The 26,974-nt window shown below is 61.3% G+C and carries 27 protein-coding genes; 18 read left to right on the forward strand and 9 right to left on the reverse strand.

Translation table 11 applies throughout. The annotated features are described in order from the left end of the window. Positions 1-5 precede the first annotated feature (5 nt). Complete coding sequence (locus E9677_RS14770; protein ID WP_136558819.1) at positions 6-1,223, reverse strand: NAD(P)/FAD-dependent oxidoreductase; 1,218 nt, start codon at positions 1,221-1,223, stop codon at positions 6-8. 289 nt (positions 1,224-1,512) lie between these two features. Here E9677_RS14770 and E9677_RS14775 point away from each other — a divergent pair, with 289 nt between their 5' ends. The 3 genes from E9677_RS14775 to E9677_RS14785 all read left to right on the forward strand — a co-directional run bounded on the left by E9677_RS14775 (position 1,513) and on the right by E9677_RS14785 (position 3,700). After that, on the forward strand, positions 1,513-1,866 hold the full coding sequence (locus E9677_RS14775) for a hypothetical protein (protein ID WP_136558820.1): 354 nt from the start codon (positions 1,513-1,515) through the stop codon (positions 1,864-1,866). Between the two features lie 195 nt (positions 1,867-2,061). Beyond that, the gene (locus E9677_RS14780) at positions 2,062-2,478 is read left to right on the forward strand and encodes a PilZ domain-containing protein (RefSeq protein ID WP_136558821.1); all 417 of its coding nucleotides are present in this window, start codon (positions 2,062-2,064) and stop codon (positions 2,476-2,478) included. Positions 2,479-2,587: 109 nt separating this feature from the next. Next, on the forward strand, positions 2,588-3,700 hold the full coding sequence (locus E9677_RS14785) for a pyridoxal phosphate-dependent aminotransferase (RefSeq protein ID WP_136558822.1): 1,113 nt from the start codon (positions 2,588-2,590) through the stop codon (positions 3,698-3,700). 152 nt (positions 3,701-3,852) lie between these two features. On the opposite strand, the gene E9677_RS14790 is transcribed toward E9677_RS14785, so the two are convergent. Continuing rightward, entirely contained in the window at positions 3,853-4,119 is a 267-nt protein-coding gene (locus E9677_RS14790; protein WP_113461547.1) for an SEL1-like repeat protein, read from the reverse strand. 507 nt (positions 4,120-4,626) lie between these two features. Between E9677_RS14790 and E9677_RS14795 the strand changes: the two genes are divergently transcribed. After that, positions 4,627-4,962 (forward strand): DUF2147 domain-containing protein, encoded by a 336-nt coding sequence (locus E9677_RS14795; protein ID WP_136558823.1) that lies wholly within the window; start codon positions 4,627-4,629, stop codon positions 4,960-4,962. Positions 4,963-5,028: 66 nt separating this feature from the next. Here E9677_RS14795 and E9677_RS14800 read toward each other — a convergent pair whose 3' ends face one another. After that, a complete protein-coding gene (locus E9677_RS14800; RefSeq protein WP_136558824.1) occupies positions 5,029-5,406 on the reverse strand; it encodes a glyoxalase superfamily protein in 378 nt (125 codons plus the stop codon). Between the two features lie 257 nt (positions 5,407-5,663). Here E9677_RS14800 and E9677_RS25210 point away from each other — a divergent pair, with 257 nt between their 5' ends. Both E9677_RS25210 and E9677_RS14805 read left to right on the forward strand, forming a co-directional pair. Continuing rightward, entirely contained in the window at positions 5,664-5,834 is a 171-nt protein-coding gene (locus tag E9677_RS25210; RefSeq protein WP_168801215.1) for a hypothetical protein, read from the forward strand. Positions 5,835-5,939: 105 nt separating this feature from the next. Continuing rightward, positions 5,940-7,442, forward strand: a complete 1,503-nt coding sequence (locus tag E9677_RS14805) for an AMP nucleosidase (RefSeq protein WP_136558825.1) — start codon at positions 5,940-5,942, stop codon at positions 7,440-7,442. Positions 7,443-7,481: 39 nt separating this feature from the next. Here E9677_RS14805 and E9677_RS14810 read toward each other — a convergent pair whose 3' ends face one another. Continuing rightward, entirely contained in the window at positions 7,482-8,582 is a 1,101-nt protein-coding gene (locus E9677_RS14810) for an aldo/keto reductase (RefSeq protein ID WP_136558826.1), read from the reverse strand. A 98-nt stretch (positions 8,583-8,680) separates the two neighbouring features. Here E9677_RS14810 and E9677_RS14815 point away from each other — a divergent pair, with 98 nt between their 5' ends. Then, a complete protein-coding gene (locus E9677_RS14815) occupies positions 8,681-9,565 on the forward strand; it encodes a LysR family transcriptional regulator (RefSeq protein WP_136558827.1) in 885 nt (294 codons plus the stop codon). Positions 9,566-9,633: 68 nt separating this feature from the next. Here the strand turns inward: E9677_RS14815 and E9677_RS14820 are convergent, their stop codons facing one another. Continuing rightward, complete coding sequence (locus tag E9677_RS14820) at positions 9,634-10,593, reverse strand: lysylphosphatidylglycerol synthase domain-containing protein (protein WP_136558828.1); 960 nt, start codon at positions 10,591-10,593, stop codon at positions 9,634-9,636. 93 nt (positions 10,594-10,686) lie between these two features. Here E9677_RS14820 and E9677_RS14825 point away from each other — a divergent pair, with 93 nt between their 5' ends. Continuing rightward, positions 10,687-11,697 carry a glycosyltransferase family 2 protein gene (locus E9677_RS14825; protein ID WP_136559071.1) on the forward strand — a complete coding sequence of 337 codons (1,011 nt, stop codon included), beginning with the start codon at positions 10,687-10,689 and terminating at the stop codon, positions 11,695-11,697. Continuing rightward, positions 11,694-13,193, forward strand: a complete 1,500-nt coding sequence (locus tag E9677_RS14830) for an ArnT family glycosyltransferase (protein ID WP_136558829.1) — start codon at positions 11,694-11,696, stop codon at positions 13,191-13,193. Before E9677_RS14825 ends, E9677_RS14830 begins: the two co-directional genes overlap by 4 nt. Before the next feature lies 1 nt (position 13,194). On the opposite strand, the gene E9677_RS14835 is transcribed toward E9677_RS14830, so the two are convergent. After that, positions 13,195-13,668 (reverse strand): OsmC family protein, encoded by a 474-nt coding sequence (locus E9677_RS14835; RefSeq protein ID WP_136558830.1) that lies wholly within the window; start codon positions 13,666-13,668, stop codon positions 13,195-13,197. A gap of 153 nt (positions 13,669-13,821) precedes the next feature. On the opposite strand from E9677_RS14835, the gene E9677_RS14840 reads away from it, so the two are divergent. The 3 genes from E9677_RS14840 to E9677_RS14850 all read left to right on the forward strand — a co-directional run bounded on the left by E9677_RS14840 (position 13,822) and on the right by E9677_RS14850 (position 15,570). After that, positions 13,822-14,418, forward strand: coding sequence for a PadR family transcriptional regulator (locus E9677_RS14840; protein ID WP_136558831.1), 597 nt, complete (start codon positions 13,822-13,824; stop codon positions 14,416-14,418). 2 nt (positions 14,419-14,420) lie between these two features. Then, a complete protein-coding gene (locus E9677_RS14845) occupies positions 14,421-14,708 on the forward strand; it encodes a DUF2218 domain-containing protein (protein WP_136558832.1) in 288 nt (95 codons plus the stop codon). Positions 14,709-14,796: 88 nt separating this feature from the next. After that, positions 14,797-15,570: an SDR family NAD(P)-dependent oxidoreductase gene (locus E9677_RS14850; protein WP_136558833.1), complete on the forward strand. Its 774-nt coding sequence runs from the start codon at positions 14,797-14,799 to the stop codon at positions 15,568-15,570. A gap of 34 nt (positions 15,571-15,604) precedes the next feature. On the opposite strand, the gene E9677_RS14855 is transcribed toward E9677_RS14850, so the two are convergent. Continuing rightward, positions 15,605-16,978 carry an aspartate aminotransferase family protein gene (locus E9677_RS14855; protein ID WP_136558834.1) on the reverse strand — a complete coding sequence of 458 codons (1,374 nt, stop codon included), beginning with the start codon at positions 16,976-16,978 and terminating at the stop codon, positions 15,605-15,607. 192 nt (positions 16,979-17,170) lie between these two features. On the opposite strand from E9677_RS14855, the gene E9677_RS14860 reads away from it, so the two are divergent. The 5 genes from E9677_RS14860 (at position 17,171) to E9677_RS14880 (ending at position 24,100) form a co-directional block, all read left to right on the forward strand. Then, positions 17,171-18,529: a glutamine synthetase family protein gene (locus E9677_RS14860; RefSeq protein ID WP_136558835.1), complete on the forward strand. Its 1,359-nt coding sequence runs from the start codon at positions 17,171-17,173 to the stop codon at positions 18,527-18,529. A 260-nt stretch (positions 18,530-18,789) separates the two neighbouring features. Continuing rightward, on the forward strand, positions 18,790-20,388 hold the full coding sequence (locus tag E9677_RS14865) for a peptide ABC transporter substrate-binding protein (protein ID WP_136558836.1): 1,599 nt from the start codon (positions 18,790-18,792) through the stop codon (positions 20,386-20,388). Between the two features lie 61 nt (positions 20,389-20,449). Beyond that, the gene (gene oppB / locus E9677_RS14870) at positions 20,450-21,373 is read left to right on the forward strand and encodes an oligopeptide ABC transporter permease OppB (RefSeq protein ID WP_136558837.1); all 924 of its coding nucleotides are present in this window, start codon (positions 20,450-20,452) and stop codon (positions 21,371-21,373) included. Beyond that, on the forward strand, positions 21,366-22,490 hold the full coding sequence (locus tag E9677_RS14875) for an ABC transporter permease (protein WP_136558838.1): 1,125 nt from the start codon (positions 21,366-21,368) through the stop codon (positions 22,488-22,490). Before oppB ends, E9677_RS14875 begins: the two co-directional genes overlap by 8 nt. Before the next feature lie 2 nt (positions 22,491-22,492). Continuing rightward, a complete protein-coding gene (locus E9677_RS14880) occupies positions 22,493-24,100 on the forward strand; it encodes an ABC transporter ATP-binding protein (RefSeq protein ID WP_136558839.1) in 1,608 nt (535 codons plus the stop codon). Positions 24,101-24,135: 35 nt separating this feature from the next. On the opposite strand, the gene E9677_RS14885 is transcribed toward E9677_RS14880, so the two are convergent. After that, positions 24,136-25,053, reverse strand: coding sequence for a diacylglycerol/lipid kinase family protein (locus E9677_RS14885; protein WP_136558840.1), 918 nt, complete (start codon positions 25,051-25,053; stop codon positions 24,136-24,138). A gap of 248 nt (positions 25,054-25,301) precedes the next feature. Between E9677_RS14885 and E9677_RS14890 the strand changes: the two genes are divergently transcribed. Then, entirely contained in the window at positions 25,302-26,528 is a 1,227-nt protein-coding gene (locus E9677_RS14890; RefSeq protein WP_136558841.1) for an MFS transporter, read from the forward strand. Here E9677_RS14890 and E9677_RS14895 read toward each other — a convergent pair. Next, entirely contained in the window at positions 26,517-26,915 is a 399-nt protein-coding gene (locus E9677_RS14895) for a winged helix-turn-helix transcriptional regulator (RefSeq protein WP_136558842.1), read from the reverse strand. The two genes, E9677_RS14890 and E9677_RS14895, sit on opposite strands and share 12 nt — an antisense overlap. Positions 26,916-26,974: the final 59 nt, after the last annotated feature.

Here is a 26,974-nt window from a genome sequence, read left to right on the forward strand (position 1 = left end):
CCTGCTCAGGCAATCAGGCTCTTCAGGTCGAGCGCGGGATCTGCAATCTCACTCCGATCGACCGAACGGCCCGTATCCAGGAGCTTCTTTCCCGTCACATAGGCTTTCGCGTCATTAATCGCGTCCACGGCGATGAAGTCGCCGCCACGGAAATACCAGATCGACAGACTACCCTCGCGCGCACCGGGGCGCGTCAAGGTCTCATCGTAACCGAGATTGAAACCTGCGATCTGCAGCTTGACGTCGTATTGGTCCGACCAGAACCATGGCTTGGGACGATAAGGCTCCGAGCCACCGGCGAGCACGGCTGCAACCGCCTCAGCCTGATCGACGGCATTCTGGACGGATTCGAGCCGCACCTGCTGCCCCTTCCAGTCCTGAACGGCGCAATCACCCATGGCGAAGACAGCAGGATCATTCGTGCGACCGAACGCATCCACAACGATGCCGTTCTGCACTTCCAGCCCGGCGTCTGCCGCCAGGCGATCATTCGGGGTCACGCCGATGCCGACGATGACCATGTCGGCATCGATCACGCGACCGTCCGAAAGCTCGGCCGCCTTGATCCGCCCTTCGTCGCCGATCAGCCGCGTCAGGCCCGTTTTCTCGAAGATCGAAACGCCCTCGGCCTCGTGGATCGCGCGGATCGCGTCGGCCGTTGCGCGGGCGGCCACGCGGGCGAGGATGCGGTCGGCCATCTCGATCAGCGTCACATCCAGGCCAAGCTTGCGCGCCACGGCGGCAGCTTCGAGACCGATGTAACCGCCACCGACGATCAGCAGCCGGTGGCCGGGCTTCATCTCCTCGGCCAGTCGATCGGCATCGGCCTTGTCGCGCACGGTGTAGACACCTTCCAGGTCTCCACCGATGGCAGGCGGCAGGCGGCGTGGTGTGGCGCCGGTGGCGAGTGCCAGCGTTTCGTAAGGGATATCGCTGCCATCAAAGAGCCGGACAGTGCGCGTCTCACGGTCGATCGCCTCGACCGGCGTGGACAGTCTAATCTCGACATCGTTTTCAGCATACCAGGCTTCGGGCCGAAACAGCAGGCGGTCGAAGCTCATCTCGCCGAGCAGATATTTCTTCGACAGCGGCGGGCGCTGATAGGGCAGAACCGGCTCGTTTCCGAGCATGGTGATCGGGCGGGGATCCTTCAGCATCCGCAGCTTCGCGGCCAGTGCAAATGCCGCCTGCCCTGCCCCGACTATGACCAATCGTCCCGCCACGTGATGCACTCCCGAATATCTTGCTCATTGCAATCGCCGCCAATGGATCGACAGCAATGCTTTGCAGCAAGGCCTAGCCTTGTGGCAATTTTCGGTCAAGTTTTGATGCCTTGCGCGACCGGCATCGGAATCGACATCGCTTTCCGAAATGGGACATGTCGCGCATGTGCGAAGCTGCTGTCAAAATAGAGGAAATTCGATATCGGCCGAATGCGAGCCATTGCATCCATCATCTGGTAACGACCATGCGCTAGGCTGTTCTCGTAACTTGACGCGGTAGGAGGGTGACATGCCCTTGCAGAGGATACCTGACGCAAAATCCGATATTCCTCGGGATCAGATCTTCGAGAAATTCAGGATCGATCGCCCCGGCAAGATCGTGTTTGTCGGACATCACCTCAGCATGGCGAAGTCACAGCGTTGCCTCATCCGCACGATGTCACTCTATGGGGCAGAACTCGACGTGTCGCCTCACGTGATCGTCCCACCCAATTTCTTCCTCGAAATCCTCGGCATTCACGACGATATCGGCTGCACGCTGATCCGGCGCGAAGCCGAGAAGCTGACCGTCGGCTTCAACATGCTGCTCGATCCGGAGTTCCTCCACCACGTCGTCCGGCTGGCCTTCGAAACCAGCCACTAACCCTCCAGACTTTGCTCACTCAGTCCAAAGGCATGCGTGCCCGGACGGCGCGTACAGCATTTGCGGCGTCCCTTTGCTTGCCGCGAACGCCTTGGCATCGAATATTCGATTTCGATAAAACTTGATCGAACTTGTTGATGCTAATGCAAATATTCACCTCCAAAGTGCAGGGCAGACGAGTTGGGAGAGCCGGTCATGGCGATGGAAAATGCGACGCATCTGGCTGGAGTTCGATCGGAAATGTACGAGCGCAAATGGGAGCGCTTTTATATCCGCCGGCCAGCCAAGGTCATGTCGGTGCGGGCAGGCCTCACCGGGATCACGATCCGCAGTTGCGAAGTGGTCGATATTTCCCAAGGGGGTGCTGCGATCGAACTGACGACCGCCATCGGCCTTTCCTCTCATTATTATCTGCAGATCGTCGGACTCGCCGATCGGATCGGATGCGCCGAGGCCTATCGCAACGGCAACCGCGTCGGAGTCAAGTTCATCGCCCCGATTTCTGAGCACATGCTGCACCGGATCGTCCGCACAGACTTCATGCTCGGCGAAACTGTCAACGCGCCGGTCAAGCCCTTCCAGAACGGCAATGGGGCGCGGCTCGGCCGCTGAGTGCGGGTCTATCTGCGCAGGTCCGATCCAGGCGGATCCGGCCTTGCGCCTGTGGCGCGGTATCATAATGTGAGCAGATCGAACTCGATCCGCTGGAATCCGCTTGCCCATGACCGCCTTTTCCCGCTTCACGCCCCTTTCCGCCTCTCTTCCCGCCACCGTTCCCTTCGTCGGTCCCGAAGCCATAGAAAGACAACGTGGCCTTGCGGTGCGCGCCCGTATCGGGGCCAATGAAAGCGGCTTCGGCCCGGCCCCGTCTGTGCTGACGGCGATCGCGGAGAAATCAGGCGAAATCTGGAAATACAACGATCCGGAAAACCATGCGCTGAAGGTGGCGCTTGCCACCCATCTCGGTTTGAAACCCGAGAACTTCGTGATCGGCGAAGGCATCGACGACCTGCTGGGACTTATCGTGCGGCTGGTCATCGAGCCCGGAATGCCGGTGGTGACGTCGCTTGGGGCCTATCCGACCTTCAATTTCCATGTGAACGGGTTCGGCGGGCAGCTGGTCACGGCCCCTTACCGCGACGACCGGGAAGACCTCGATGCGCTACTGTCGCTGGTGAAGCAGGAAGATGCGCCGCTCGTCTATTTCGCCAATCCCGACAACCCGATGGGCAGCTGGTGGGATGCGGAGAGCATTGTCGCCTTTGCTCGCGCCCTGCCCTCGACCACGTTGCTCATTCTCGACGAAGCCTATAGCGAAACGGCGCCGGAAGGCTCCACCCCGGCTGCCAACGCATTGATCGATCTGCCGAATGTCATCCGCACCCGGACTTTCTCCAAGGCCTATGGACTGGCCGGTGCCCGTGTCGGCTATGGCATCGGTACGCCCGGCACAGTCTCGGCGTTCGACAAGATCCGCAACCATTTCGGCATGCCCCGCCTGTCGACGGAAGCAGCGCTCGCAGCCCTCGCCGACCAGACCTATCTCTCGGATGTCGTCGGGCGGATCAAGGCGGCACGTGACCGGATCTCGGCGATCGCTACCTCCAATGGCCTGACGCCCCTGCCCTCGGCGACCAATTTCGTCGCAATCGACACCGGCCGCGACGGGGTCTTCGCCCGGGCCATCGTCGATGGACTGATGGAACACGGCGTCTTCATCCGCATGCCGGGTGTCGCGCCGCTCAACCGCTGCATCCGGGTTTCGGCAGGCCTGCCTGAAGATCTCGACCTGTTCGAAGAGGCCCTGCCAAAGGTTCTCGCGAGCCTGCTCTGACGCCCGCGCAATGAAAAAGACCGCGCCGGCCTTGTTCCTGCCGGTCGCGGTCTTGAAAAGTGTTGGCCCTGGCCCCGTCCAAAGGTCCCCGCCACGTTCCCCACTCGGGTTATTCTTTTAGATTGTCCTGCCGCGGTCGCGGCGGGAATTCTTCAGTGCATGGTCATCCATTCGCGGGCGGCACGAAGCGCCTCGGCGAGCTGAACCTTGCTCATCGTCTGGGCGAGATCGGCGCGAAGCTCGGCGGCGCGGTCGCAGCCCTTGATCGCGGCGATGTTCAGCCACTTGTGTGCCGACACCAGGTCAACAGGGCAACCGCGGCCGGTCGCATACATCAGGCCCATGTCGCGGAAGACGTCGGCCCGGGTTTCGCCACCCATCGTGGCATTTTCGGAATTGTGCATTTCAAAGCGTGCCATTGGTTTTGTCCCTGTTTGCCTAGTTTCTCAGTGGTCCCTGTTTTCCCTTGCGGGCCCTTCCGGAACGGCGCCGGCTCTTTGTCCGGTCATTCTCGCTTCGGTCGGGTTTGGCGGGGTTTTTCCCTGCTCGTTTGATGGGCTCACTATGCCAAACGGTCTTCAAAACTCGCTTAAAATGCATCCTTAATTTGCTGAAAACAAAGTACAAAAGCTTCGTAAACTTCGGATTCCGTTAAGTATCACACCCCCTGCAACCCAAGGAATTCCGGATAAAATTTACGAAAGTTTCACGCTGACAAATCAACCGATTCTTCACCACGTTTTCCGAAGCCAATCGAGCAAAGCACAGCATTTGCGGTCTTCAACGGCTTTCCACCGCTCGGTTTTCACCCCGGATTGCATTTTACCTTTACGTGTGCGTAAGATAATTCTTAACCGTTGACCGGCTCGGAGAGGACCGTATCGGCTGCGGGAGAGGATCATCATCTCGGGAGGAGAGATCAGACCATGCGTTCCATCATCATTGCGGCTGCATTTGCGCTTTCGGCCTTCTCGGCCCAGGCCGCCGAGCCCATCGAAGGCAACTGGAAGACCGCGTCCGGTGCCACGGCACAGATCGCGCCCTGCGGCGGCGCCTTCTGTGTGACGCTGAAGAGCGGTCAGCACAATGGCAAGCAGATCGGCAAGATGGCCGGCAGCGGCGACAGCTACAAGGGCGAGATCACCGATCCGGAAACCGACAAGACCTATTCGGGTGCCGGCTCCGTCTCCGGCAATTCGCTGAAGATGAAGGGCTGCGTCATGGCCGTGCTCTGCAAGACCCAGACCTGGACGCGTCTCTGAACCATCTATGCTTTCTGAAATGGAAGGGGCGCCGGCTGCAACCGGCGCCCCTTCTTTGTTTAAATGTCAGATTGGCTGGCCGACGTCGATCCGATTGCCATCGGGATCCTCGAAGACGAAGGCGCGCAGGCCGTAGTCTTTGTCCTGAAGGCGTTTGACCACCTTCAAACCGCGTTGCTGCACGAGGTCATGAAGCCGGTCGATGTTCTCGACCATCATGTGTGCGACGTTGAAGTCTGTCGCCTTGTGGTTCTTCTGAAGGGTGAGATGCAGTTCGGCGTCGTCGCGTTCGAGGATTATGAAGCCGACGGGGCTACCGTTTTCGAAGACCTTTCGAAATCCGAGCAGGCCGACATAGAAGTCTGCGGCGCGCTCGATATCCTTGACAGGCAACGTCGCGGCAATGCGCCCGAACCGGAGGGCGCCTTCGTTCTTTTCAGTCATGGGTAAAACCCTGTTGCCGGACGGCGGGTCGGATGGTGACGGTGCACCAAGGGCGAGGCCATTCGGTAAGGAGAGCCAGACGGGACGGTGCCCATCGGTATCCATTATGATCAGAAGCCGCAGTGAGGAAAGGGGTCTTTGGCGGATGACGCTGGATTTCGGTTAACCCTTCTGAATGCCAGATGAACCCGAACCTCAGGCCTCATTCAGCACGGCGTTGCTAAAACGCTCCCATCGGATCGGAAAGGACCACGGACATGGGAACGCTGGCAAGACGCTTCACAATCATCTCGCTGACCATGGCGATTTTCGCCGTCATGTTCGCCCAGCTCGTGGTCAACAACCAGCCTGGTGTTCGGCACCTGTCCTCGGGCATGGTCGCAAGCTGCGCTCCGACCGGGCTCAACAGCTGCCGGCCGACATTCTGATCGATACCGGTACGCAGCCCGCCTCCCGTTTGCGGGCCACAAGAAATCTTGACGCATGAGCCATGACGTCGTTTGCTTGTCAGACTTCGTCTCCTATAATGCGCCATGAACACACGAATCTTGTCCCCAGCACCCCAGAATTCCATCAGCCCGGAGCCGTTCGCGCCGCAGGTCTTTACCGATGCAAAGGCCGCCGTCGATGCGCTGACGGCGCTTTACGAGCGCAACACCAATTTTCTGATCGAGGCCTTTTCGGCGCTCGCCAAGGGTGGCCCGATCGAAGGCCGCTACCGGGCCTATTATCCGCAGGTCAGCATCGAGACCACGAGCTTCGGCCATATCGACAGCCGTCTCTCCTATGGCCATGTGACATCGCCCGGCATCTACACCACGACGATCACCCGGCCGCAGCTCTTCCGCCACTATCTGAAAGAACAGCTGGCGCTTCTGATGCGCAATCATCAGGTGCCGATCACCGTGTCGGAATCGGCGACGCCGATCCCGCTGCATTTCGCCTTTGCTGAAGGCGCCCATGTCGAAGCCTCTGCCGGCGGCCTCGTCGACATGCAGCTGCGCGACATCTTCGATACGCCCGACCTCACTGTGACCGACGACGAGATCGCCAATGGCGAATACGAGCCGCTGCCCGGCGAGCCGCATCCGCTGGCGCCGTTCACCGCCCAGCGCATCGACTACTCACTGGCGCGGCTGTCGCATTACACGGCGACCAGCGCCACCCACTTCCAGAACTTCGTGCTGTTCACCAACTATCAGTTCTATGTGGATGAATTCTGTGCCTATGCGCGCAAGCTGATGGCCGATGGCGGCGGCGACTACACGGCCTTCGTCGAGCCCGGTAATATCATCACACCGGCAGGCCATACGGAGCCGACGGAAGGCGTGGCGCTCGGACGCCTGCCGCAGATGCCCGCCTACCACCTGAAAAAGAAGGGCCATGGCGGGATTACCGTCGTCAATATTGGCGTCGGCCCCTCCAACGCCAAGACGATCACCGACCATATTGCCGTGCTGCGCCCGCATGCATGGCTGATGCTCGGCCACTGCGCCGGCCTGCGCAACAGCCAGCGTCTCGGCGACTATGTGCTCGCACACGCCTATATGCGCGAGGACCACGTGCTCGACGACGACCTGCCCGTCTGGGTGCCGATCCCGGCGCTGTCGGAAGTGCAGCTCGCGCTCGAAGACGCGGTCGAGGAAATCACCGGCTACGAGGGCTTCGAGCTCAAGCGCATCATGCGCACGGGCACGGTCGCCACCATCGACAACCGCAACTGGGAACTGCGCGACCAGCGCGGGCCAGTGAAACGCCTCTCCCAGGCGCGCGCCATCGCACTCGACATGGAATCGGCGACGATCGCCGCCAACGGCTTCCGCTTCCGGGTGCCTTACGGGACGCTGCTCTGCGTCTCCGACAAACCGCTGCATGGCGAGCTGAAGCTGCCGGGCATGGCGACGGCCTTCTACAAGACGCAGGTCAGCCAGCATTTGCAGATCGGTATCCGGGCGCTCGAAAAGCTCGGCGCCATGCCGACTGAGGCACTGCATTCGCGCAAGCTCAGAAGCTTCTTCGAGACAGCATTCCAATAATCGAAGAAATCCGGGCGGCCACAGGCCGCCCGTTTTCATTCAGGCCTGCCAGGCCGTCACTTTCGAACCGCCGAACAAGGCCTCCGATGGCATCTTGAAGATGAAGTAGGGATTGAGCAGCGGTAGCGCACTGACTTCGTCCAGGCGGCGCAGTTGATCCGCGTCGAGGGTGATGTCGAGCGAGGCGATGTTCTGCGTCAACTGCTCAACGCGGCTTGCACCGACGAGCACGGAAGAGACCCCCTTGCGTCCGGTGACCCAGGCGAGCGCCACCTCCGCCGGGGACCGGCCGACTTCTCCTGCCACGTCCTTCACCACATCGACTATATCGAAGTTGCGCTCGGTGAACAGCATGCCGCCATAGGGATTGTCGCCATTCAGGCGGCCGTCGCTTTCGCTCTCAGAGCTCTTCGCACCACTGTCGGGCAGCTCTGTCGGTCGGTTCGCGTGCTCCAGCATGCCACGATCATATTTGCCGGTGAGCAGACCAAAGGCCAGTGGGCTCCACGGGACAAGCCCCATTCCGAACTCTCCTGCAGCCGGCAAGATCTCCAGCTCGACGCCGCGCTCGATCAGCGAGTGCCCGTATTGCAAACCGATCGGGGTGGGCAGGCCATGAGCCGCGGCGAGCGTCGCCACCTTCGCCACATACCAGGCAGGCGTGTTCGAGAAGCCGTAATGGAGGATCTTGCCGGAGCGCACGGCCTGGGTCAGCGTCTCCAGCACCTCCTCCGCTGGCGTGACCTTGTCCCAGACATGCATCCAATACATGTCGATGTAATCGGTCTTCAGCCGCGTCAACGAGCCTTCAATGCCGAGGCGAATATTCTTGGCGCCGTTGCCGGCCCAGAGCGGCGTGCCCTGCCCCCGGGCAAAACCGGATTTGGTCGCGATCACCAAACGGTCGCGCAGACCGCTGTCGGCAACGAAGCGACCCAGCATGTCCTCGCTCTGCCCTGCGGAATAGATGTCCGCGGTGTCGAGAAAATTGCCGCCTGCTGCAACATAGGTGTCGAACAGGTCTCGCGAGACCTTTTCCCCGGCACCCCAGCGCTCGGCGCCGAAGGTCATGGTTCCCAGCGCCAGTGGGCTGACGATCAGGCCCGAATGGCCCAGCGTGCGATAATCTGTAAGGTTCATGGGGAAGCTCCTTGGTTGGCGTTCACAAGGAGATAGAGCATCCGAGCCTCGAGGATTAGCGCTTGTGTCCCGCATGCCTTTGTGAGCACTTTGCATGAATGGAGCGCAACGAACTCAATGATCTACTCGCCTTCGCCACGGTCGCCCGCGAGCGGAGCTTCACACGCGCCGCCGCAAAGCTCGGCATTTCCGCCTCGGCCCTCAGCCACGCCATGCGCAATCTGGAAGCACGGCTCGATGTCCGGCTTCTTGCCCGCACGACCCGCAGCGTGGCGCCGACCGAAGCGGGGGAGCGGCTCCTGGACACTGTCTTTCCAGCACTGGCGAGCATTGAAGATGGCCTGGCCTCTCTGGCGCATTGGCGCGACAGCATCTCCGGCACGGTGCGGTTGACCGCCTCGACCTATGCCGCGCAAACCGTGCTGCTCCAGAAGCTTCCAGCCTTCCTGCTCGCCCATCCCGAGGTCAAGGTCGAGGTCAATGTCGAGGATCGCCTGAGCGATATCGTCTCGGAAGGTTTCGATGCCGGCATCCGCTTTCACATGTCGGTCGACAAGGACATGATCGCCATCCCCGTCGGACCGACGCTCCGAGCCGTCATCATCGGCACGCCTGCCTATTTCAAGCGGTACCCGCCACCGAAGAAACCGGCCGACCTGAAAGATCATGTCTGTGTCGGCTTCCGCTTGAGGTCCGGCGCCATCATGCCCTGGGATCTCGAAGAGGACGGCCGCGAGTTCAACATCCGCCCGAATTGCCAGTTCATCGCCAACGACGGCGCTCTGATGGCCGCCGCCGTTCGCTCTGGTGCCGCACTCGGCTACATGATGGAGGAGGAAGTCGCAGACGAGATCGCGGACGGTCGGCTGATACAGGTGCTGGACGCGTGGTGCGTGCCCTTCCCCGGGTTACACCTCTACCACCCCAGCCGCCGCCAATCGCCGCCGGCTCTGAGGGCGCTGATTACGGCGCTGCGGGAATGATCGAGTGGAACTGCCCTTCGCAATGCGGCCGCGCGACACTGTCGGTGGCCTTGCGGCCAGTGTCGTGACTAGGGTCTCTTCTGTGGCACAAGGAGAACTGCAATCCCTGTGCCGACAAAGGCAGAGATGAGGATCAGCAAATGCGCATTCACGGCGGCCTTGCCGATGATCGCCAAAGAGGCGGGTGACGCCTCCGCCCCGAAGGACAAGGCACCGGCGACGATACCAGCGGGATAGGTGCCGACCCCACCCGGCGCATGGACCGGAAGGACGGAGGAGAGTTCACCACCGAGCGCGCCGCCGAAGCTTGCCGCAAACGGCGCGACATCCATAAGACGAAGCACCCAGGCCAGAACCACGACCTTGACGCACCAATTGATCAGGGTTGCGGCCCAGGCCCGAAAGAAGGCCGCCGGGCCAGCGGGCAGGCCGCGCTCGACCTCGCGCACCAAGACCCGCAGGCGTTCCGGTAGACGGCCGGCCAATCGCAGGATCGAGCCCTTGAGCGCAAAGAGAGGCACCGGCGCAAGCACGAAAGCGAGCCAGAGAGCAGCGGCCCAAGATGCTGCACCCTGCCCGAGAACAAGGCCCATGCCGGATGCGGCGAGAAGCGCGTGCAAATCGAGGAGACGCATGAACAGCAAGGCGGCCGTGGCGCGACTGAGCGGCATGCCGAATTCCGAACGCATCAGCAGTGGAAAGCTCGCTTCACCGGACCGCAGCGGCAACATGATATTGAGGAGATTGTGGACGAGGGTCAGCTTGAGCAGTCGGCGGAACTGGCCTTTGGTCTCGCTTGGGAAATAGTCGGCGACGCGCCAGCAGCGCACCCCATAGGTTATGACGAGCAGCGTCAGGGCGACAATCAACTGCAACACGCCGATCGCCGCGACTTGCCGGGCTAGCGTGCACAGGCCGAAGGCAAGCTGCAGAAAGACGACGTAGCCAACGAGTGTCGCTGCGGTCACGAGCCACATGAGGCTACGCTTGAACCACAGGTCCCGTCTGGCATCCTGATTCGATTTCATATAGTCGTGCACCCACAAATGGTTCCGGCCGCCCTTAGCACGAAAGGGTATCCCCGGACCACCGGGACTACATGGAGTTTATGCGTGAGTGCGATGATCGAAACGGGCTTGGAGAGCACTGCAGTCGCGGATGCGCCGGAACTGTCACTTGTGGTGCCGATATTCAACGAAGAGGAGAGCGTGGGCCCTCTGATCGATCGGATTATGGAGGCGATGTCGGCTTTCCCCACAAGCTGGGAACTGGTGCTTGTCGATGACGGCAGCTCAGACCGGACGCTTCTCACCGCGCGCGGCTATATCGCCAATCCCGGTCTAGACCTCAAGATCGTCGAACTGCAGCGCAATTTCGGCCAAACGGCCGCCATGCAGGCCGGCATCGATACGGCACGCGGACGCCTGATTGCAACCCTCGACGGCGACCTGCAGAACGACCCGAAGGACATTCCCGCGATGGTCAAGGCGCTGGAAGAACGCGAGCTCGACCTGCTTGTCGGCTGGCGCAAGAACCGCAAGGACGGCCTCGTCTTGCGCAAGATCCCGTCCTGGTGCGCCAACTACCTGATCGGCCGCATCACCGGCGTGAAACTGCACGACTACGGCTGCAGCCTGAAGATCTACCGCACCTCCGTCATCAAGCAGGTCAAGCTGATGGGTGAGATGCACCGTTTCATCCCCGCCTGGGTCGCGAGCGTCGTGCCCAGCTCGCGTATCGGGGAGATGGAAGTGACCCATCACGCCCGCCAGCACGGCACGTCGAAATACGGCATTTCCCGCACCTTCCGGGTGATCCTCGACCTTCTGTCGGTCATGTTCTTCATGCGCTACAAGGCGCGGCCCGGACACTTCTTCGGCTCGCTCGGCCTCGGCACCGGCTTCCTCAGCGCCCTCATCCTCTTGTGGTTGTTCGTGGAAAAGGTGGTGTTCGGCGAGGACATTGGCGGCAGGCCCCTGCTCATCCTCGGCTTCATGCTCTTTCTATCCTCCGTGCAATTGATCACGACAGGAATTCTGGCCGAAATGATCGCCAGGACCTATTACCGTGACGATGCGCAGCCGAATTACATCGTGCGGGCGGTGTTCCAGAAGGTTTCTCCCACCCAATGATGGTTCGCCTAAAGCAAAACCCGGCTTCGGTCTTCGGCATCCTGGGCGTCTACTTCCTCGCTCAGATCTGCGTACGACTGCTGCTTCCACATTCATTGGAGCTCGATGAATCCGCTCAGATCTTCTATGCCCAATGGCCGTCGCTCGGATACGACACACAACCTCCCTTTTATAATTGGGTGCAAACTGCTGTTCTTACCGTTGTAGGGACGAGTGTTTTTTCCCTTGCCCTCGTTAAGAACACGTTCCTCTTCCTGACCTACCTGTTTTTCGGGCTCGCGGCCATGCGCATGGTCCGCTCCAAGGAATTGGCGGTGGTGGCGGTCTTTGGTATTCTGACCATTCCGCAATTGGTGTTCGAATCTCAACGCGACCTTACCCACAGCGTCGCAGCTGTGTTTGCGTCCGCCCTGTTCATCTTCGCACTGGTCAGCACGCTCGATAGGCCTTCGTGGAAGAGCTACGCCGTTCTGGGACTCTCGGTCGGAATCGGCTTTTTATCAAAATACAATTTCGCATTGCTGCCAGCCGCGGCATTTCTGGCGGTGCTGTTCGACACGGAATTTCGAAGACGACTGATCGATCTGCGTATTCTAATCGCTGCGCTCGTCGCCAGCCTCGTGATCTTGCCACACGCCCTCTGGCTTCTAAACCATCTGGATCTGGCGACACAGGGCACGCTGAACAAGCTCGAGGGTGCCGGGACCTCAAGCAAACTACTGCAGATCGCCACGGGGACGGCATCATTGTTCGGAGCGTTGCTGGGATTCGCCGGCCTGACGTTTTCGATCTTCCTCATCCTCTATGGTCGGAAACTGCAAGAAACCCTCGGCCTGGATAACCGCTGGAGCCTGCTGCTCGGTCGAATCATGCTCGCGGCGATCGGTTTGCTACTGCTGCTGATCCTGATCACGGACAGCACAAACATCAAAGACCGCTGGCTATCGCCAATCTTTCCGGTGCTCGCGCTCTATTTCGCGACGAAACTCGATCAACTGGACTCGCGAGAGACTTCGCTGCTGGCCCGCATATGGCCGCTGGCCAAATTCATATTGGTTGCGATGCCGCTCGTGATGCTGCTTCGAGTGCCTGCGCATGGATGGCTCGGTGACTACACTAAGCTCAACCTAAACTACGACGCCGCCCTTCAAGAGGCATCGCGACATGCGCCGGTCGAACCGACGGTCATTCTTGCGTCTGATGTCCATCTTGCCGGCAATCTTCGACTTCTCAAGCCGAATACTCAAGTCGTCGTCAACGGATATCGAGCGCTGACCGGTCCCATTGAACGCCGTGAATCGACCCTCGTTCTCGTGATGTGGCGCGCCCAGAAAGAAAGCGACATGCCAGACTCAGCGCGGTCATGGCTGGCCGCCGCCGGGGAGCCTCGCTCCTACACAGGCCAAACGGTCGCCGTTCCCTACAATTATGGCCGGGACGGCGACACATTCATGTTCGGCTACGCCTTCGTTTGGATCGACCCGAAGGCTCCCTAGATCAAGCCTCCACCACCTTCGCCTCACAGCGCACGGGAAAACTCACGGAATTGGCGATAAAGCATTTTTCGTGGGCGTCTTCATGCAGTTCGAGCGCAATCTCAGGAAAAGTGCCGCGTTTGATGCTCACGCGCGGCTTGAGCAGGACGTCGACGAAGCGGCCCGTCCCATTTGCGTCCATCTCCATGACACCTTCTGCATGGTCTTCATAGGCCACGACGATCACGCCAGAGACGGCGCAGAAATGCAGGTACCAGAGCTTGTGACAGGCCGAGAGTGAGGCGAGGAAGAGATCCTCCGGGTTCCATCGGGCTGGATCTCCGCGGAAGGCAGGATCGGCAGAGGCGAGGATGTCGGGCTTTCCGTCAGCCGATATCAGGTGGTCGCGGCCATAGTCGCGGTAGCCGGATGTGCCTGTCCCGGCGTTACCCTGCCAGGTGACTGTGACCCTATATTCGTGCCGCTTTTCGCTCATCAGCATGCTCCCCTCGAATCTCATCGGCATATTAGGCCTTCGTCGCTTGCGGAGCCATGGCCAAGTCAGGCCATCAAAAAATGTCACCGCCCTCTTGCATCGATCACCATAAGATATATCTTAGATGCAATTGAAATCGAACTGGAGCGTTACATGAGACATTGTCATTCCAGCCGCGGCGAACGCGGCAATCCATACATTGCCTTTCGCGAGGTCATGCATGCCATGCGCCATGGCGGGCCGTTCGGCGGACCCATGGGCGGTGGGCCACGGGGGCGCGGTGGCGAGCGGCGGCGCATGTTCGAGGGCGGCGAGCTCAGGCTCGTGCTGTTGAAGCTGATCGAAGACCAGCCACGACACGGTTACGACCTGATCCGCGAAATCGAGAGCCTGTCCGGCGGCGCCTATGCCCCTTCGCCAGGCGTCGTCTATCCGACGATGACACTGCTTCTCGATATGGGCCTTGCCGAGGAAGTCGAGAGCGACGGACCACGCAAGCTGATGACCATTACCGAAGCCGGTCGTCAGCACCTGACTGAGCGCGCCGACGAAGTCGCCGTCGCGATGGGTCGGCTGACCGCACTTGCCAAGGTGAGCGAACGCACGGACAACGCTCCCGTCCGTCGCGCGATGGGCAATCTGAAACAGGCGCTGCACGATTGTCTGTCCCGCGAAGGCACGACCCGCGAGACCCAACTGGAAGTCGCCCGCATTCTCGACGAGGCGGTCGGCAAGATCGAAAGGCTCTGATCATGGCAAAGACTATCGCGGTCGTTCCGACCGATAGCGGCTGGAAGTATCTGCAGCAGCTCTGCAAGCACTGGGCGCACAAGCTGGAGGTCGAACTCGGCGAACAGAAGGGCGTGGTGAAGTTCGCCGAGGCGACAGCCGTCGTGACCTCGGATGATCAGGCACTCACCGTCGAGATCGAAGCGAGTTCGCCCGAGGTGCTCGAAAGGATGAAAGGTGTGGTGTCGAGCCATCTCGACCGCTTCGCCTTCCGCGAGGCGCCACTGCCCTTCGACTGGAAGCCGGCCTGACGCGACTTGCGTGATACATGGCAAAACCGGCCTTGCAAAAACGGTGCAAGGCCGGTCTAAACTTGTCCGACAACAGGAGGACAACGCCATGACCCAACTCACCATCCCCGATCTCGCCGGCAAGGCCGTTCTCATCACGGGAGCGTCGAGCGGCATCGGCGAGGCGCTGGCCCGGGCCTTTGCCGCCCAAGGCGCGCTGGTCGGTTTGCACTACAATTCCAATGCGGAAGCCGCCCATGCGATCGCTGGCGATATCGAGGCGGCTGGCGGCAGCGTCGTTCTCGTCAAGGCGGATGCGGCTTCTTCCAAGGCCATGGCCGAGGCGGTCGCCCATGTGGCGAAAACCTTCGGGCGGCTCGATGGCGTAATCAACAATGCCGGCAGCATGATCGCCCGTGTGCTCTATGAGGACATGACGGACGCGCAATATGACAAGGTGATGGATGTGAACGCCCGCTCGGTGCTCTCCACCACGCAAGCGGCCATCGCGCATCTGAAAATCCGCGGCGGTTTCGTCATCAACACGACCTCTGTTGCCGCCCGTACCGGCGGCACGGCCGGTTCCGGCGTCTACGGCTCATCAAAGGCCTTCGTCGCCGCTGTCACCAAGGGCATGGCGCTGGAATTCGGCAAATACAACATCCGTGTCAACGCGGTGGCACCAGGTGTCATCACCACGCCCTTTCAGGACAAGTATGCCCTGCCCGGCCAGCTCGACCAGGTCGCCGGCAGCGTGCCACTAAAGCGCACCGGCACGCCTGAAGACTGCGTTGGCGCCTACCTCTTCCTAGCCTCGCCGATGCTATCTGGCTATATCACCGGCCAGACGATCGACGTGAATGGCGGGCAGTTCATGCCGTGAACATCGGCGACCGCAGTGCGGTCGCCTAAGAACCTCACCCCTCGCCGCGATTGTCCTTCAGCCAATCCAGCCCTGATCGTAGCGTATCGACCGCCTGGTCGATCTCGGAACGCGAGATGATCAGCGGCGGCGAGAAGAGCATGCGGTCGCCGGTGGCACGGAGCACGACGCCGGCGTTCACACACTTGTTGCGCACTCCGGTGCCGGTATCGTCAGGCTTCTTGAAGCGGCGGCGGGTGGCCTTGTCGGCGGCGATCTGGACGGCACCCATGAGGCCGACGCTGACGGCTTCTCCGACGAGCTCATGGTCGGTGAGCGAGGCGAGCGCCTGAGCAAGATAGGGGCCGGTGTCGTCGCGCACGCGCTCAACCAGGCCTTCCTCCTCGATGATGCGGATGTTTTCGAGCGCAGCCGCTGCGGCCACCGGGTGACCGGAATAGGTGTAGCCGTGGTAGAAATCGCCGAGCTCGTTGACCATGACTTCGGCCACGCGGTCGGAGACCAGTACACCGCCGATCGGCAGGTAACCGGAGGACAGGCCCTTGGCGATCGGGGCGAGGTCCGGCTCGAAATCATAATGCTGATGGCCGAACCAAGAGCCCAGACGGCCAAAGCCCGAGATGACTTCGTCGGCAACGAGCAGGATCTGGTATTTGGCGCAGATCCGCTTGATCTCCGGCCAGTAGGTCAAGGGCGGCACGATGACGCCGCCGGCCCCCTGGATCGGCTCGGCGACGAAGGCGGCGACATTCTCTTCGCCGAGCTCGATGATCTTCTCTTCCAGCTCGCGGGCGACCTTCAGGCCGAAATCCTCGGGTGTCAGATCCCCGCCCTCGGCATACCAGTAGGGCTGGTTGATGTGGTGGATACCCTCGATCGGCAGGTTGCCCTGCTCGTGCATCCACTTCATGCCGCCGAGCGAAGCGCCAGCGACCGTCGAGCCGTGATAGGCGTTCTTGCGGGCAATCACCTGCGTCTTGGTTTCATGGCCGAGCGCCTTCCAGTAGACGCGCGCCATGCGGAACCAGGTATCGGAGGCTTCCGAGCCGGAATTGGAGAAGAAAACGCGGTTAATTTTCGGACCGGTCTTTTCGGCGATCTTCTGGGCCAGCAGCGTGGTCGGCGGCGTCGTGGTGCCGAAGAAGGTGTTGTAATAAGGCAGTTCCAGCATCTGGGCGTGGACCACATCGGCGATCGACTTGCGGCCATAGCCGACATTGACGCACCAGAGGCCGGCAAAGGCGTCGAGATACTGCTTGCCCGTCGAATCCCAGATATGCACGCCTTCCGCCCGGGTGATGATCTTGGTACCGGCTGCATTGAGCTTCTTCATGTCCGAGAAGGGATGAAGGTGATGGGCAGCGTCGATGGCACCGAGGTTGGAGACGGCGGTTACTGGCTTGTTCATGGGTCGGATCCTCGATCGGGGCGGAAGCTCTTGCTTTCACGGCCAAACATGGTCCGTGCGGCTGCCTTGCCTCGCATTGAAAGGCGGAACATTATCGGCTACGAACATGACCGTCCAAAACGCGTTTGGCAAGGCACCGATTGCCGCGTTCCTCCGGCCAAATCCGCCCCCTAGCCAACCGAGAGTTTTTCCATGACAGCACCGACCGAGGCCGCCGATCAGACCGCAGCCGACCCTTCCGCGCGCATCGAAGTGCTGCTCGTCGGCATGAATGGCGACCTGCGCGGCAAGATGATCCCGCTGAAAGCCGAGGACAAGGTCTGGAAGAACACGGTGCGCCTGCCGGCCTCGACGCAATCGCTCGACATCTGGGGCGACGACAATGACGACATCACCAAGATCTCGCTGACGCTGGGCGATCCAGACGGCATTTGTACACCGGACAAGAACTCACTGACCACGCTGCCCTGGGGGCCCGCCGGTTCCAAGCAGGTGCTGGCCACCATGCACACGCTCTCCGGCGAGCCACACTTCGTCTGCCCACGCGCCATCCTCGCCAATGTGATGAAGCGCTTCGAGGAAAAGGGCCTGACGCCTGTTGTTGCCACCGAACTCGAATTCTATGTCATGGAGCCGGATTTCCGCGACACGGGCGTGCCGATGCCGCCGAAGGCGCTTGTCATGAATGGCGAGGTCGAGGGCTACCAGCTCTATGACATGCGCGCGACCGCCGCGATGGAGGACTTCCTAGATACGGTTCGCGAGTATTGCGACCATATGGGTCTGCCGGCCGACGCGACGACTGCCGAATTCGGCCCCGGCCAGTTCGAGGTCAACCTGTTGCACAAGCCGGACGCGATGGCGGCCGCCGACGATTGCATCTATCTGAAGCGCGTCGTTGATTTCGCCGCCCGCCGCCACGGCTTCAAGGCCACCTGCATGGCCAAGCCTTACGGCGACCATGCCGGCTCCGGCCTGCATGTGCATGCCTCGATCATCGACAGGGACGGCCGCAACATCCTCGACGCCAAGGGCGGCGATCCGGTGAAGCTGAAGTCGATCACCGCCGGCATGCTGAAAAGCATGCAGGACGCGCAGTTGATCTTCGCGCCCTTTGCCAATTCCTATCGCCGCTTCCAGCCCGGCTCGTTTGCGCCCGACAAGATCGACTGGGGGTTCGGCAATCGCGGCACCGCGATCCGCATTCCGGACAAGGACGGCCCTGCCGCCCGCATCGAACACCGCGTTGCGGGAGCCGACGCCAATCCGCATCTGCTGCTCGCCGCCATCCTCGGCGGCATCCTGCTTGGCCTTGAGGAAGACCTCGATCCCGGCCAGGTCACGACGCCGGACAGCGCGCCTGAAAACCCCGACATGCTGACCTATGACTTCCTGACCGCCGTCGAGCGTTTCCGCTCATCGGCCTTTATCGCCGACATCTTCGGCGCCGAGTACCAGCGCATCTATGGCGACACCAAGCGCAAGGAGGCGATGGCCTTTCTGCGCACCGTCTCGAGCTTCGATTATCAGACCTATCTGCCGCGGATCTGATCCCCGTTCCGATCTGAGAAAGTGACCGATGAAACGACAGGGGCGGCTCCCAAGCCGCCCCTGTCGCATTTCACACAGGAAATGACGCGATAATTTTATTTCGCCATATGACGGCCACACGAAATCTTCGATCCAAGTCACAGGGCAGCGTTGGAAATTTCACCTAAAAATTGGGGAGGCTACAAAAAATGCGGGTTGCCACCTTAACCTGAATAATCTTCTGTCCATTTCCGTTAACGTGAACTGGGAGTTCAAAAACAATGTCCACACAGACGCGCCGCTTGCTCGGCACTTCACTCCTCCTGACCTCGCTGATGTTCGGCGCGAGCCAGGCACTGGCCGAAGTCGTTCTTCATCGCGGCAATTCCGGCGAGCCCCAGACGCTCGACCAGGCCAATACCTCGATCGACATCGAGGCCTTCATCCTGAAGGATCTCTACGAAGGCCTGACCATCTATGACGCCAAGGGCGAGATCGTTCCGGGCGCTGCCGAGAGCTGGACCGTCTCCGACGACGGCACGGTCTACACCTTCAAGATCCGCGAAAACGCCAACTGGTCGGACGGCTCGCCGGTAACGGCTGAAGACTTCGTCTTCTCGATCCAGCGCGTCCAGAACCCGGAAACCGCTGCCAAATACGCCAACATCCTTTACCCGATCAAGAATGCCGAAAAGGCGAACAAGGGTGAAGCGAAGCTGGAAGAGATTGGCGCGAAGGCTGTCGACGCAAAGACGCTGGAAATCACGCTGGAGCGCGCAACGCCGTTCTTCCTCGAACTGCTCGCCCACCAGACCGCCCTTCCGGTTTCCAGGGCCAGCCTCGAAAAGAACGGCAAGGACTTCGTCAAGCCGGGCGTGATGGTGTCGAACGGCGCCTACAAGCTCGAAAGCCACGTGCCGAACGACAACCTCGTCGTGCTCAAGAACGAACATCACTGGGATGCCGCCAACACCCAGATCGACAAGGTCGTCTTCTACCCGATCGACGACCAGGCCGCCTCGGTCCGTCGCTTCGAAGCCAAAGAAATGGACCTCGTCTACAACTTCTCGGCCGACCAGATCGATCGCCTGAAGGAAAGCTATGGCGAGCAGGTCCGCGTTTCGCCCTCTGCCTCGACCTATTACTACGTCTTCGATACGCGCCAGGAGCCCTATAGCGACGTTCGCGTCCGCCAAGCCCTTTCCATGGCCGTCGATCGCGACTTCCTGGCCGAGGAGATCTATTCCGGCGCACAGCTGCCGGCCTATTCGTTCGTTCCGGATGGTCTGGGTGGCTACGAGGCAGCCAAGGCCGATTTCGCCGAAATGTCGCAGCTCGACCGCGAAGACAAGGCGATCGAACTGATGAAGGAAGCCGGTTACGGTGAAGGCGGCAAGCCGCTCGCCATCGAGATCCGCTACAACACCAACCCGAACCATGAGCGCGTTGCGACCGCGATCGCCGACATGTGGAAGAACACGTTCGGCGCCAATGTTACCATGACCAATCTCGACGTCGCCTCGCACTATGCCTACCTGCAAGAAGGCGGCGCCTTCAACGTCGCCCGCGCCGGCTGGGTCGCCGACTATGCGGATGCCGAGAACTTCCTCGCGCTCAACGTCTCGACCAATGTCACGTTCAATTACGGCAAGTACAACAACCCGGAATTCGACGCGTTGATGGCCAAGTCCTACACCGAAGGCGACGCCGAAGCCCGCAAGAAGATCCTGCATGACGCCGAAGTCATGCTCATGCGTGACCAGCCGATCGCTCCCCTGATGGGCACGGCCAATCTGTGGCTTGTCTCCGACCGCGTCAGCGGCTGGCAGGACAACGCCGCCAACGAGCATCTCAGCCGCTTCCTGAGCGTCGCTGAATAATCTCGTCACGTGACCGGACGACGCACGGGCAAACCGCGCGTCGTCCTTTCAGGAGCAGGACATGACATCCTTCGTTCTCCGGCGGCTCATGAGCGCCGTTCCGACGATCTTCATCGTCGTCACCATTTCATTTTTCCTGATGCGGTTTGCGCCCGGCGGCCCCTTCAATCTCGAACGCCCGCTACCGCCGCAGACGATGGCCAATATCATGGCCACCTACAAACTCGACCAGCCGCTGATCAGCCAGTATCTGAGCTATATCGGCAATGCCGTCACCGGCGATCTGGGCCCGAGCTTCATCTACAAGGACAACACCGTCTCGGAGCTGATGGGCAAGGCCCTGCCCTATTCAATCCAGCTCGGCGGCATCGCGATCCTCGTGGCCCTGATCGGCGGCGTCCTGCTCGGCACGGTCGCAGCACTCAGGCAAAACAGCACGATCGACTTCGCCGTCATGTCCTTTGCGACGGTCGGCGTGACCATTCCCAATTTCGTCGTGGGTCCGGTGCTGACGCTGCTCTTTGCCGTGATCCTCAACTGGCTGCCGGCCGGCAGCTGGGGTGATGGATCGCTGCGCTATCTCATCCTGCCGGTCACGGCGCTGGCGCTGCCGCAGCTCGCGGTCTTTGCCCGCCTCACCCGCGGCGCGATGATCGAAGCCCTGCATACCGACCACATCCGCACGGCACGCGCCTATGGCCTGCCCTCACGCGTCGTGGTCGTCACGCATGCGATGCGCGGCGCGATGCTGCCGATCGTCTCCTATCTCGCGCCCTGTGCCGCAGCCCTTCTGACCGGTTCCGCCGTGGTCGAAACGATCTTCACCATCCCCGGTGTCGGTCGCTACTTCGTGCTCGGCGCGCTCAACCGAGACTATCCCCTCGTCATGGGCACCGTCATCCTCGTCGCCGTGTTCGTGATCGTCTTCAACCTGTTGGTCGACATCGCCTATGGCCTGCTCGATCCGAGGGTTCGCAATGACTGATACCACACTTTCCCCTCAGCCCGAGATAGCCGGGCGCAGCCTGGCCCAGCTCGCGATGATGCGCTTCAGGCGCAACAAGGCCGCCATTACCGGCTGCGTGCTCCTGGTCTTCATCACGCTATTTTCCTTCGCCGGCCCCTTCTTCGTGGCCCACAGCTATGACCAGGTCTTCTCCTCTTATGTCAGCGTGCCGCCAAGCCTCTCGCCGCGGCCCAACCCTGAGACCCTTCAGGAGGTCGCCGAAAGTGTTGCCCAGCGTGCAAGAGTGACCCTCGACAGCTTCACCGTTGAGAGTGGCCGCTTCACTGCCGTGGTCAGCTCGGATTCGGAAATCGATCCGCGCACCATCCGCTATTTCGACCGCAACAACGAGTTCAAGAATTCGGAAGTCGTGGAACAGGCGGCGGACGGTCGCAGCGTCACCGTGTCCGGAACCGTGGATCAGGTCACCTTCCCCTTCGGCACGGATTCGAACGGCCGCGATCTGCTCGTCCGCGTCATGCTCGGCGGGCAGATCTCGCTGGCCGTCGGTCTCGCAGCCAGCCTGGTCTCGCTCGGCATCGGCGTCGTCTATGGTGCGACCTCGGGTTATCTGGGTGGCCGCGTCGACAATGTGATGATGCGTATCGTAGAGATCCTCTATTCGCTGCCCTTCGTCTTCCTTGTCGTAGTCCTCGTGGTCTTCTTCGGGCGCTCGGTGATCCTGATCTTCCTGGTGATCGGGGCGGTGGAATGGCTGGAAATGGCCCGCATCGTGCGCGGCCAGACGCTGTCGCTCAAGCGCCGCGAGTTCGTTGGCGCTGCCGAAGCCTTGGGGCTCACCGACTGGCAGATCATCCGCCGCCACATCATCCCGAACACGATCGGCCCGGTCATCGTCTTCGTCACCGTCATCGTGCCGAAGGTCATCCTGCTCGAGAGCTTCCTGTCCTTCCTCGGCCTCGGTGTTCAGGCACCGCTCGCCAGCTGGGGCACGCTGATCTCGGAAGGGGCGGCCAGCATGCAGAACGCACCCTGGCTGCTGATCTTCCCGGCGATCTTCTTCGTGACGACACTGTTTTCGCTGAATTTCGTGGGCGACGGCCTGCGGGATGCACTGGATCCGAAGGACCGATGAGCATGGATGACAAGACAAACAACGAAACCGTGCTCGACGTTTCTGACCTCAAGGTGACATTCGCGACACCCGACGGCACCGTCGAAGCGGTCAAGGGCATCAGCTTTTCGGTGAAGAAGGGCGAAACGCTCGCCATCGTCGGCGAAAGCGGATCCGGCAAAAGCCAGACCATGATGGGCATCATGGGCCTGCTCGCCAAGAACGGCGACGTCACCGGCACGGCCGTCTATGGCGGCCGCAACATCGTCGGCCTGCCGGTCGGCGAGCTCAACAAGGTCCGCGGCGCCAAGATCACCATGATCTTCCAGGAGCCGATGACTTCGCTCGATCCGCTCTACCGGATCGGCAAGCAGATCTCGGAGCCGCTGATCCATCACCGCGGCATGAGCAAGACGGAAGCGCGCGCTCGCGTGCTCGAACTCTTGAAGCTCGTTGGCATTCCCGATCCCGAGCGGCGCATCGACAGCTATCCGCACGAAATGTCCGGCGGTCAGCGCCAGCGCGTGATGATCGCGATGGCCTTGGCCAACGAGCCCGACGTCCTGATCGCGGACGAACCGACGACCGCGCTCGATGTCACCATCCAGGCGCAGATCCTCGACCTTCTCGCCGACCTGCAGAAGCGCTTCGGCATGGCGATCGTGCTGATCACCCACGATCTCGGCGTGGTCAAACATGTGGCCGACCGTGTCGCGGTCATGCGCAAGGGCGAGATCGTCGAAACGGGGAGCCGCGACGCGATCTTTGGCAATGCCCAGCACGACTACACGAAGATGCTGCTCGCCGCCGAACCGACCGGCACCAAGCCGCCGCCGGCAGACGATGCCCCAGTCGTTCTGGAAGGCCGCAATGTCACCGTCGATTTCGACATCGGCAGCGGCGGCTTCCTGCGTCCGAACCACACCTTCCGCGCGGTCGATCAAGTCAGCGTCCGGCTGCGCCAGGGCCAGACCATCGGCATCGTCGGTGAGTCCGGTTCAGGCAAGTCGACGCTTGGACGGGCGCTTCTGAAGTTGCTGGCAGCCGATGGCGCCTTCCGCTTCGAGACGGCTGATATCACGAAGCTCGACCGGGCCGGCATGCGCCCCTTCCGCAAGCAGCTGCAACTGGTGTTCCAGGATCCTTACGGCTCACTTTCGCCGCGCCAGACGGTCGGCGAGATCATCACCGAGGGGCTTTACGTGCACGAGCCGCAGCTCAGCCGCGCCGAGCGGGACGCACGCGCCATAGCCGCACTGAAGGAAGTCGGCCTCGATCCGGCGGCACGCAATCGCTATCCGCACGAATTCTCGGGCGGCCAGCGGCAGCGCATCGCGATTGCCCGCTCGATGATCCTCAAGCCGAAGGTCGTCATTCTGGACGAGCCGACCTCGGCGCTCGACCGTTCGGTCCAACGGCAGGTGATCGAACTCTTGCGCGACCTGCAGGACAAACACGGCCTGTCTTACGTCTTCATCAGCCACGACCTCTCGGTCATCAAGGCGATGTCGGACCATGTGATTGTCATGAAAAATGGCAAGATCGTCGAACAGGGTGCGACCGACGAGATCTTCGAACGTCCGCGGGAAGACTATACCCGCGACCTGATCGCGGCGGCCTTCAGCCACTGAGACGACGGCGCCCGGGCTTATCCGGGCGCCCTTCCTCAAGCTTCAGGCAGCGGCGGAGGAACGAGCACTTTCAACTCGCCGGCATGGATCTTGATCTCGACATCGGCCGGCATGCGCAGCAGCTCGCCGTCGAGCACACAGGCCGCCCCCTTGCGGTGCTGTGGGAAGTGGAGGCTCACCTTTTCGGCGGTCGAGGCCGTCACGGCTTCGTTGTCCTTGAACTTGCCTCTGATGATATCGAAGGCCAGCTTGCCTACGCCGGTCGGCTCCAGCGGATCGGCGAGATAGACACCGAGCTTGCCCGTATCCAGCCGGTCGGCAAAGAACAGCGAATTCTCGCCCAACGGATTGTTGGAGACCGAGATCGCCGAGACCGGTCGCTCGTTGCTCTTGCCGTCGCCGTCGATGTCGAAAACGACTTCGAAGCGAGGCGGATCGAGCATCACGCCGAAAGCAGCGCTGGTGCTCGCCCGCATCTTGCCGAGACGGGAGGCGAAATTCATCTGGTTGCGCATGCGCACCATGCGGGCATGCAGGCCGGCGGAAAACTGGTGTACGAAGGGGCGGCCATTGGCGGTCGCGATATCGACGTCCGCGACCGTCGCTTCAGCCAGCACATCGAGCACCTTCCAGATGTCGAGCGGCAGTTTCAGCGAGCGGGCGAAGAGGTTCATCGTGCCTGCCGGAATGACGCCCAGCGGCAGCTTGGCCTTCCAGGCGATCGCCGCGGCCGTCGAGATCGTCCCGTCTCCGCCCCCAGCCAGAATCGCCTCAACACCCGGCTCCGCGGCTGCCCTTTCCAGCGCAGCAACGATCTCGTCCCCGGCCACGACCGAGCAGTCGAGCTCATGGCCCTTTGCCGCGAATGCGCGGTTGGCACTTTCGCAATAGGCTTGCATATCGGTGGTTTTGAAGGTCCCGCCGTCGCGATTGAGTACCGCCCTGATTTTCATCTTGCCCTTTCGCGGCCCAAAACGAGCCGAAGCCCAGAACGCCCCGCCCTGTAAAAAGTTTCCTTGCGGCAGAGATCGATAGCATTCGAGCGATTTTCAAGACCAAGGGCAAAAGCCTTTGCCGCAGTGCACACTGATATGATAAATAACAATTCCCATTTCAGCTGGCCTTCGGGCCTTTCTTCCATCGCCGCCTTCCCAAGAGGCATTTGCGCCACGTCTCCCGCGTCGGCGCGCAAGGTGTTTGCATGACCGACTGTTCGACACTGACTCGCCCACTCGAATCGGATGGGCGCGAAACGCATACGCTGACCGCGACCACCATTCTCCTGATCGAAATCGCACTCGCCGCCGGGGGCTTCGGAATCGGCACAGGCGAATTCGTCATCATGGGCCTCCTGCCAGAGGTCGCGCAGACCTATGGCGTGACGGTCCCCCAGGCCGGCCATGTGATCAGTGCCTATGCACTGGGCGTCGTCATCGGCGCCCCCATCATCGCAGCGCTGGCCGCCAAACTCCCGCGCAAGACGCTGCTTCTCACGCTGATGGGCCTCTTCGCCGTCGGCAATTTCGCCAGCGCGCTCGCAACCGATTTTTCGACCTTCACCCTGCTGCGCTTCGTCACCGGTCTTCCACACGGAGCCTATTTCGGCGTGGCGGCCCTGGTCGCCGCCTCCATGGCGCCGCCGCATCGCCGAGTGCGGGCGGTCGGGCGCGTCATGCTGGGCTTAACCATCGCCACCCTGATCGGCACGCCGATCGCCACTTTCCTCGGCCAGCTGATGAGCTGGCGCGCCGCCTTCTTCCTGGTCGCTGCGATCGCGGCCATCACCGTTGCGTTGATCGCGCTCTATCTGCCGAAGGACGAAGTGGCCGAGGGCGCCAGCATCCGCCGCGAGCTTTCCGCCTTCGGACGCCTGCAGGTCTGGCTGTCCTTCGGAGTCGCTGCCGTCGGCTTCGGTGGGATGTTTGCGATCTTCAGCTATATCGCGAAGACCGTGACGGATACCGCCGGCCTCCCCGCCAGCATGATCGCCGTGGTGCTCGCTCTTTTCGGCATCGGCATGAATGTGGGCAATATCGTCGGCAGCCGGATGGCGGACTATTCGCTGAAGGGCACGATCGGCGGCATGCTCGCCTTCAACATTGTGCTGATGACGGTCTTCTCGCTGACCGCACACAATCCGATCATGCTCTGCATCTGCGTGTTTCTCACCGGCTGCGGCTTTGCCGCCTGCCCGGCCGTACAGACGCGACTGATGGATGTCGCGGCCGATGCACAGACGCTGGCAGCCGCCACCAATCATTCCGCCTTCAACATCGCGAACGCGCTCGGCGCCTGGCTTGGTGGTCTGGTGATCGCGGCCGGCTATGGCTACGGCGCCACCGGTTATGTCGGCGCGGTGCTCTCGGCCTTCGGCCTGATCATCTTCCTGATTTCCGTTGCGCTTGAAAAGACGCCGTCACGCGGCTGAGGCCGTCTCCGCGACCGCATCGGGCTCGATCATGCGGCGCTCGCCATCCAGGCATTCGACATGGCGGGTGCCCCACTGCTCCAGCACCATGATGACCGGGCGCAGGCTCTGTCCGAGCGGTGTCAGCGCATAGTCGACGCGCGGTGGCACGACCGGATAGACGGTGCGCGTCACAAGCCCCTGTTCTTCCAGCTCGCGCAACTGCTTGGTCAGCATGCGCTGGGTCACGGCCTGCAGCCTGCGGCGCAATTCGCTGAAGCGCAGCGTGCCACCGGTCAGGAGATGATAGAGGATCACGCCCTTCCATTTGCCGTCGAGAAAGCTCAGTGTCGTTTCGACCGGGCAGCCTGGAAACGTGTTGGTCATCTTGGCGCGTGGTCGCGACATGGACAGTATCCTTTCTGATACCGAGGTTCATTTCTGTGCCTACGAACACAAAATGTGCA

Origin of the sequence: Peteryoungia rhizophila (assembly GCF_004912145.1) — a bacterium.
GTDB classification, from domain to species: Bacteria; Pseudomonadota; Alphaproteobacteria; order Rhizobiales; family Rhizobiaceae; genus Allorhizobium; species Allorhizobium rhizophilum.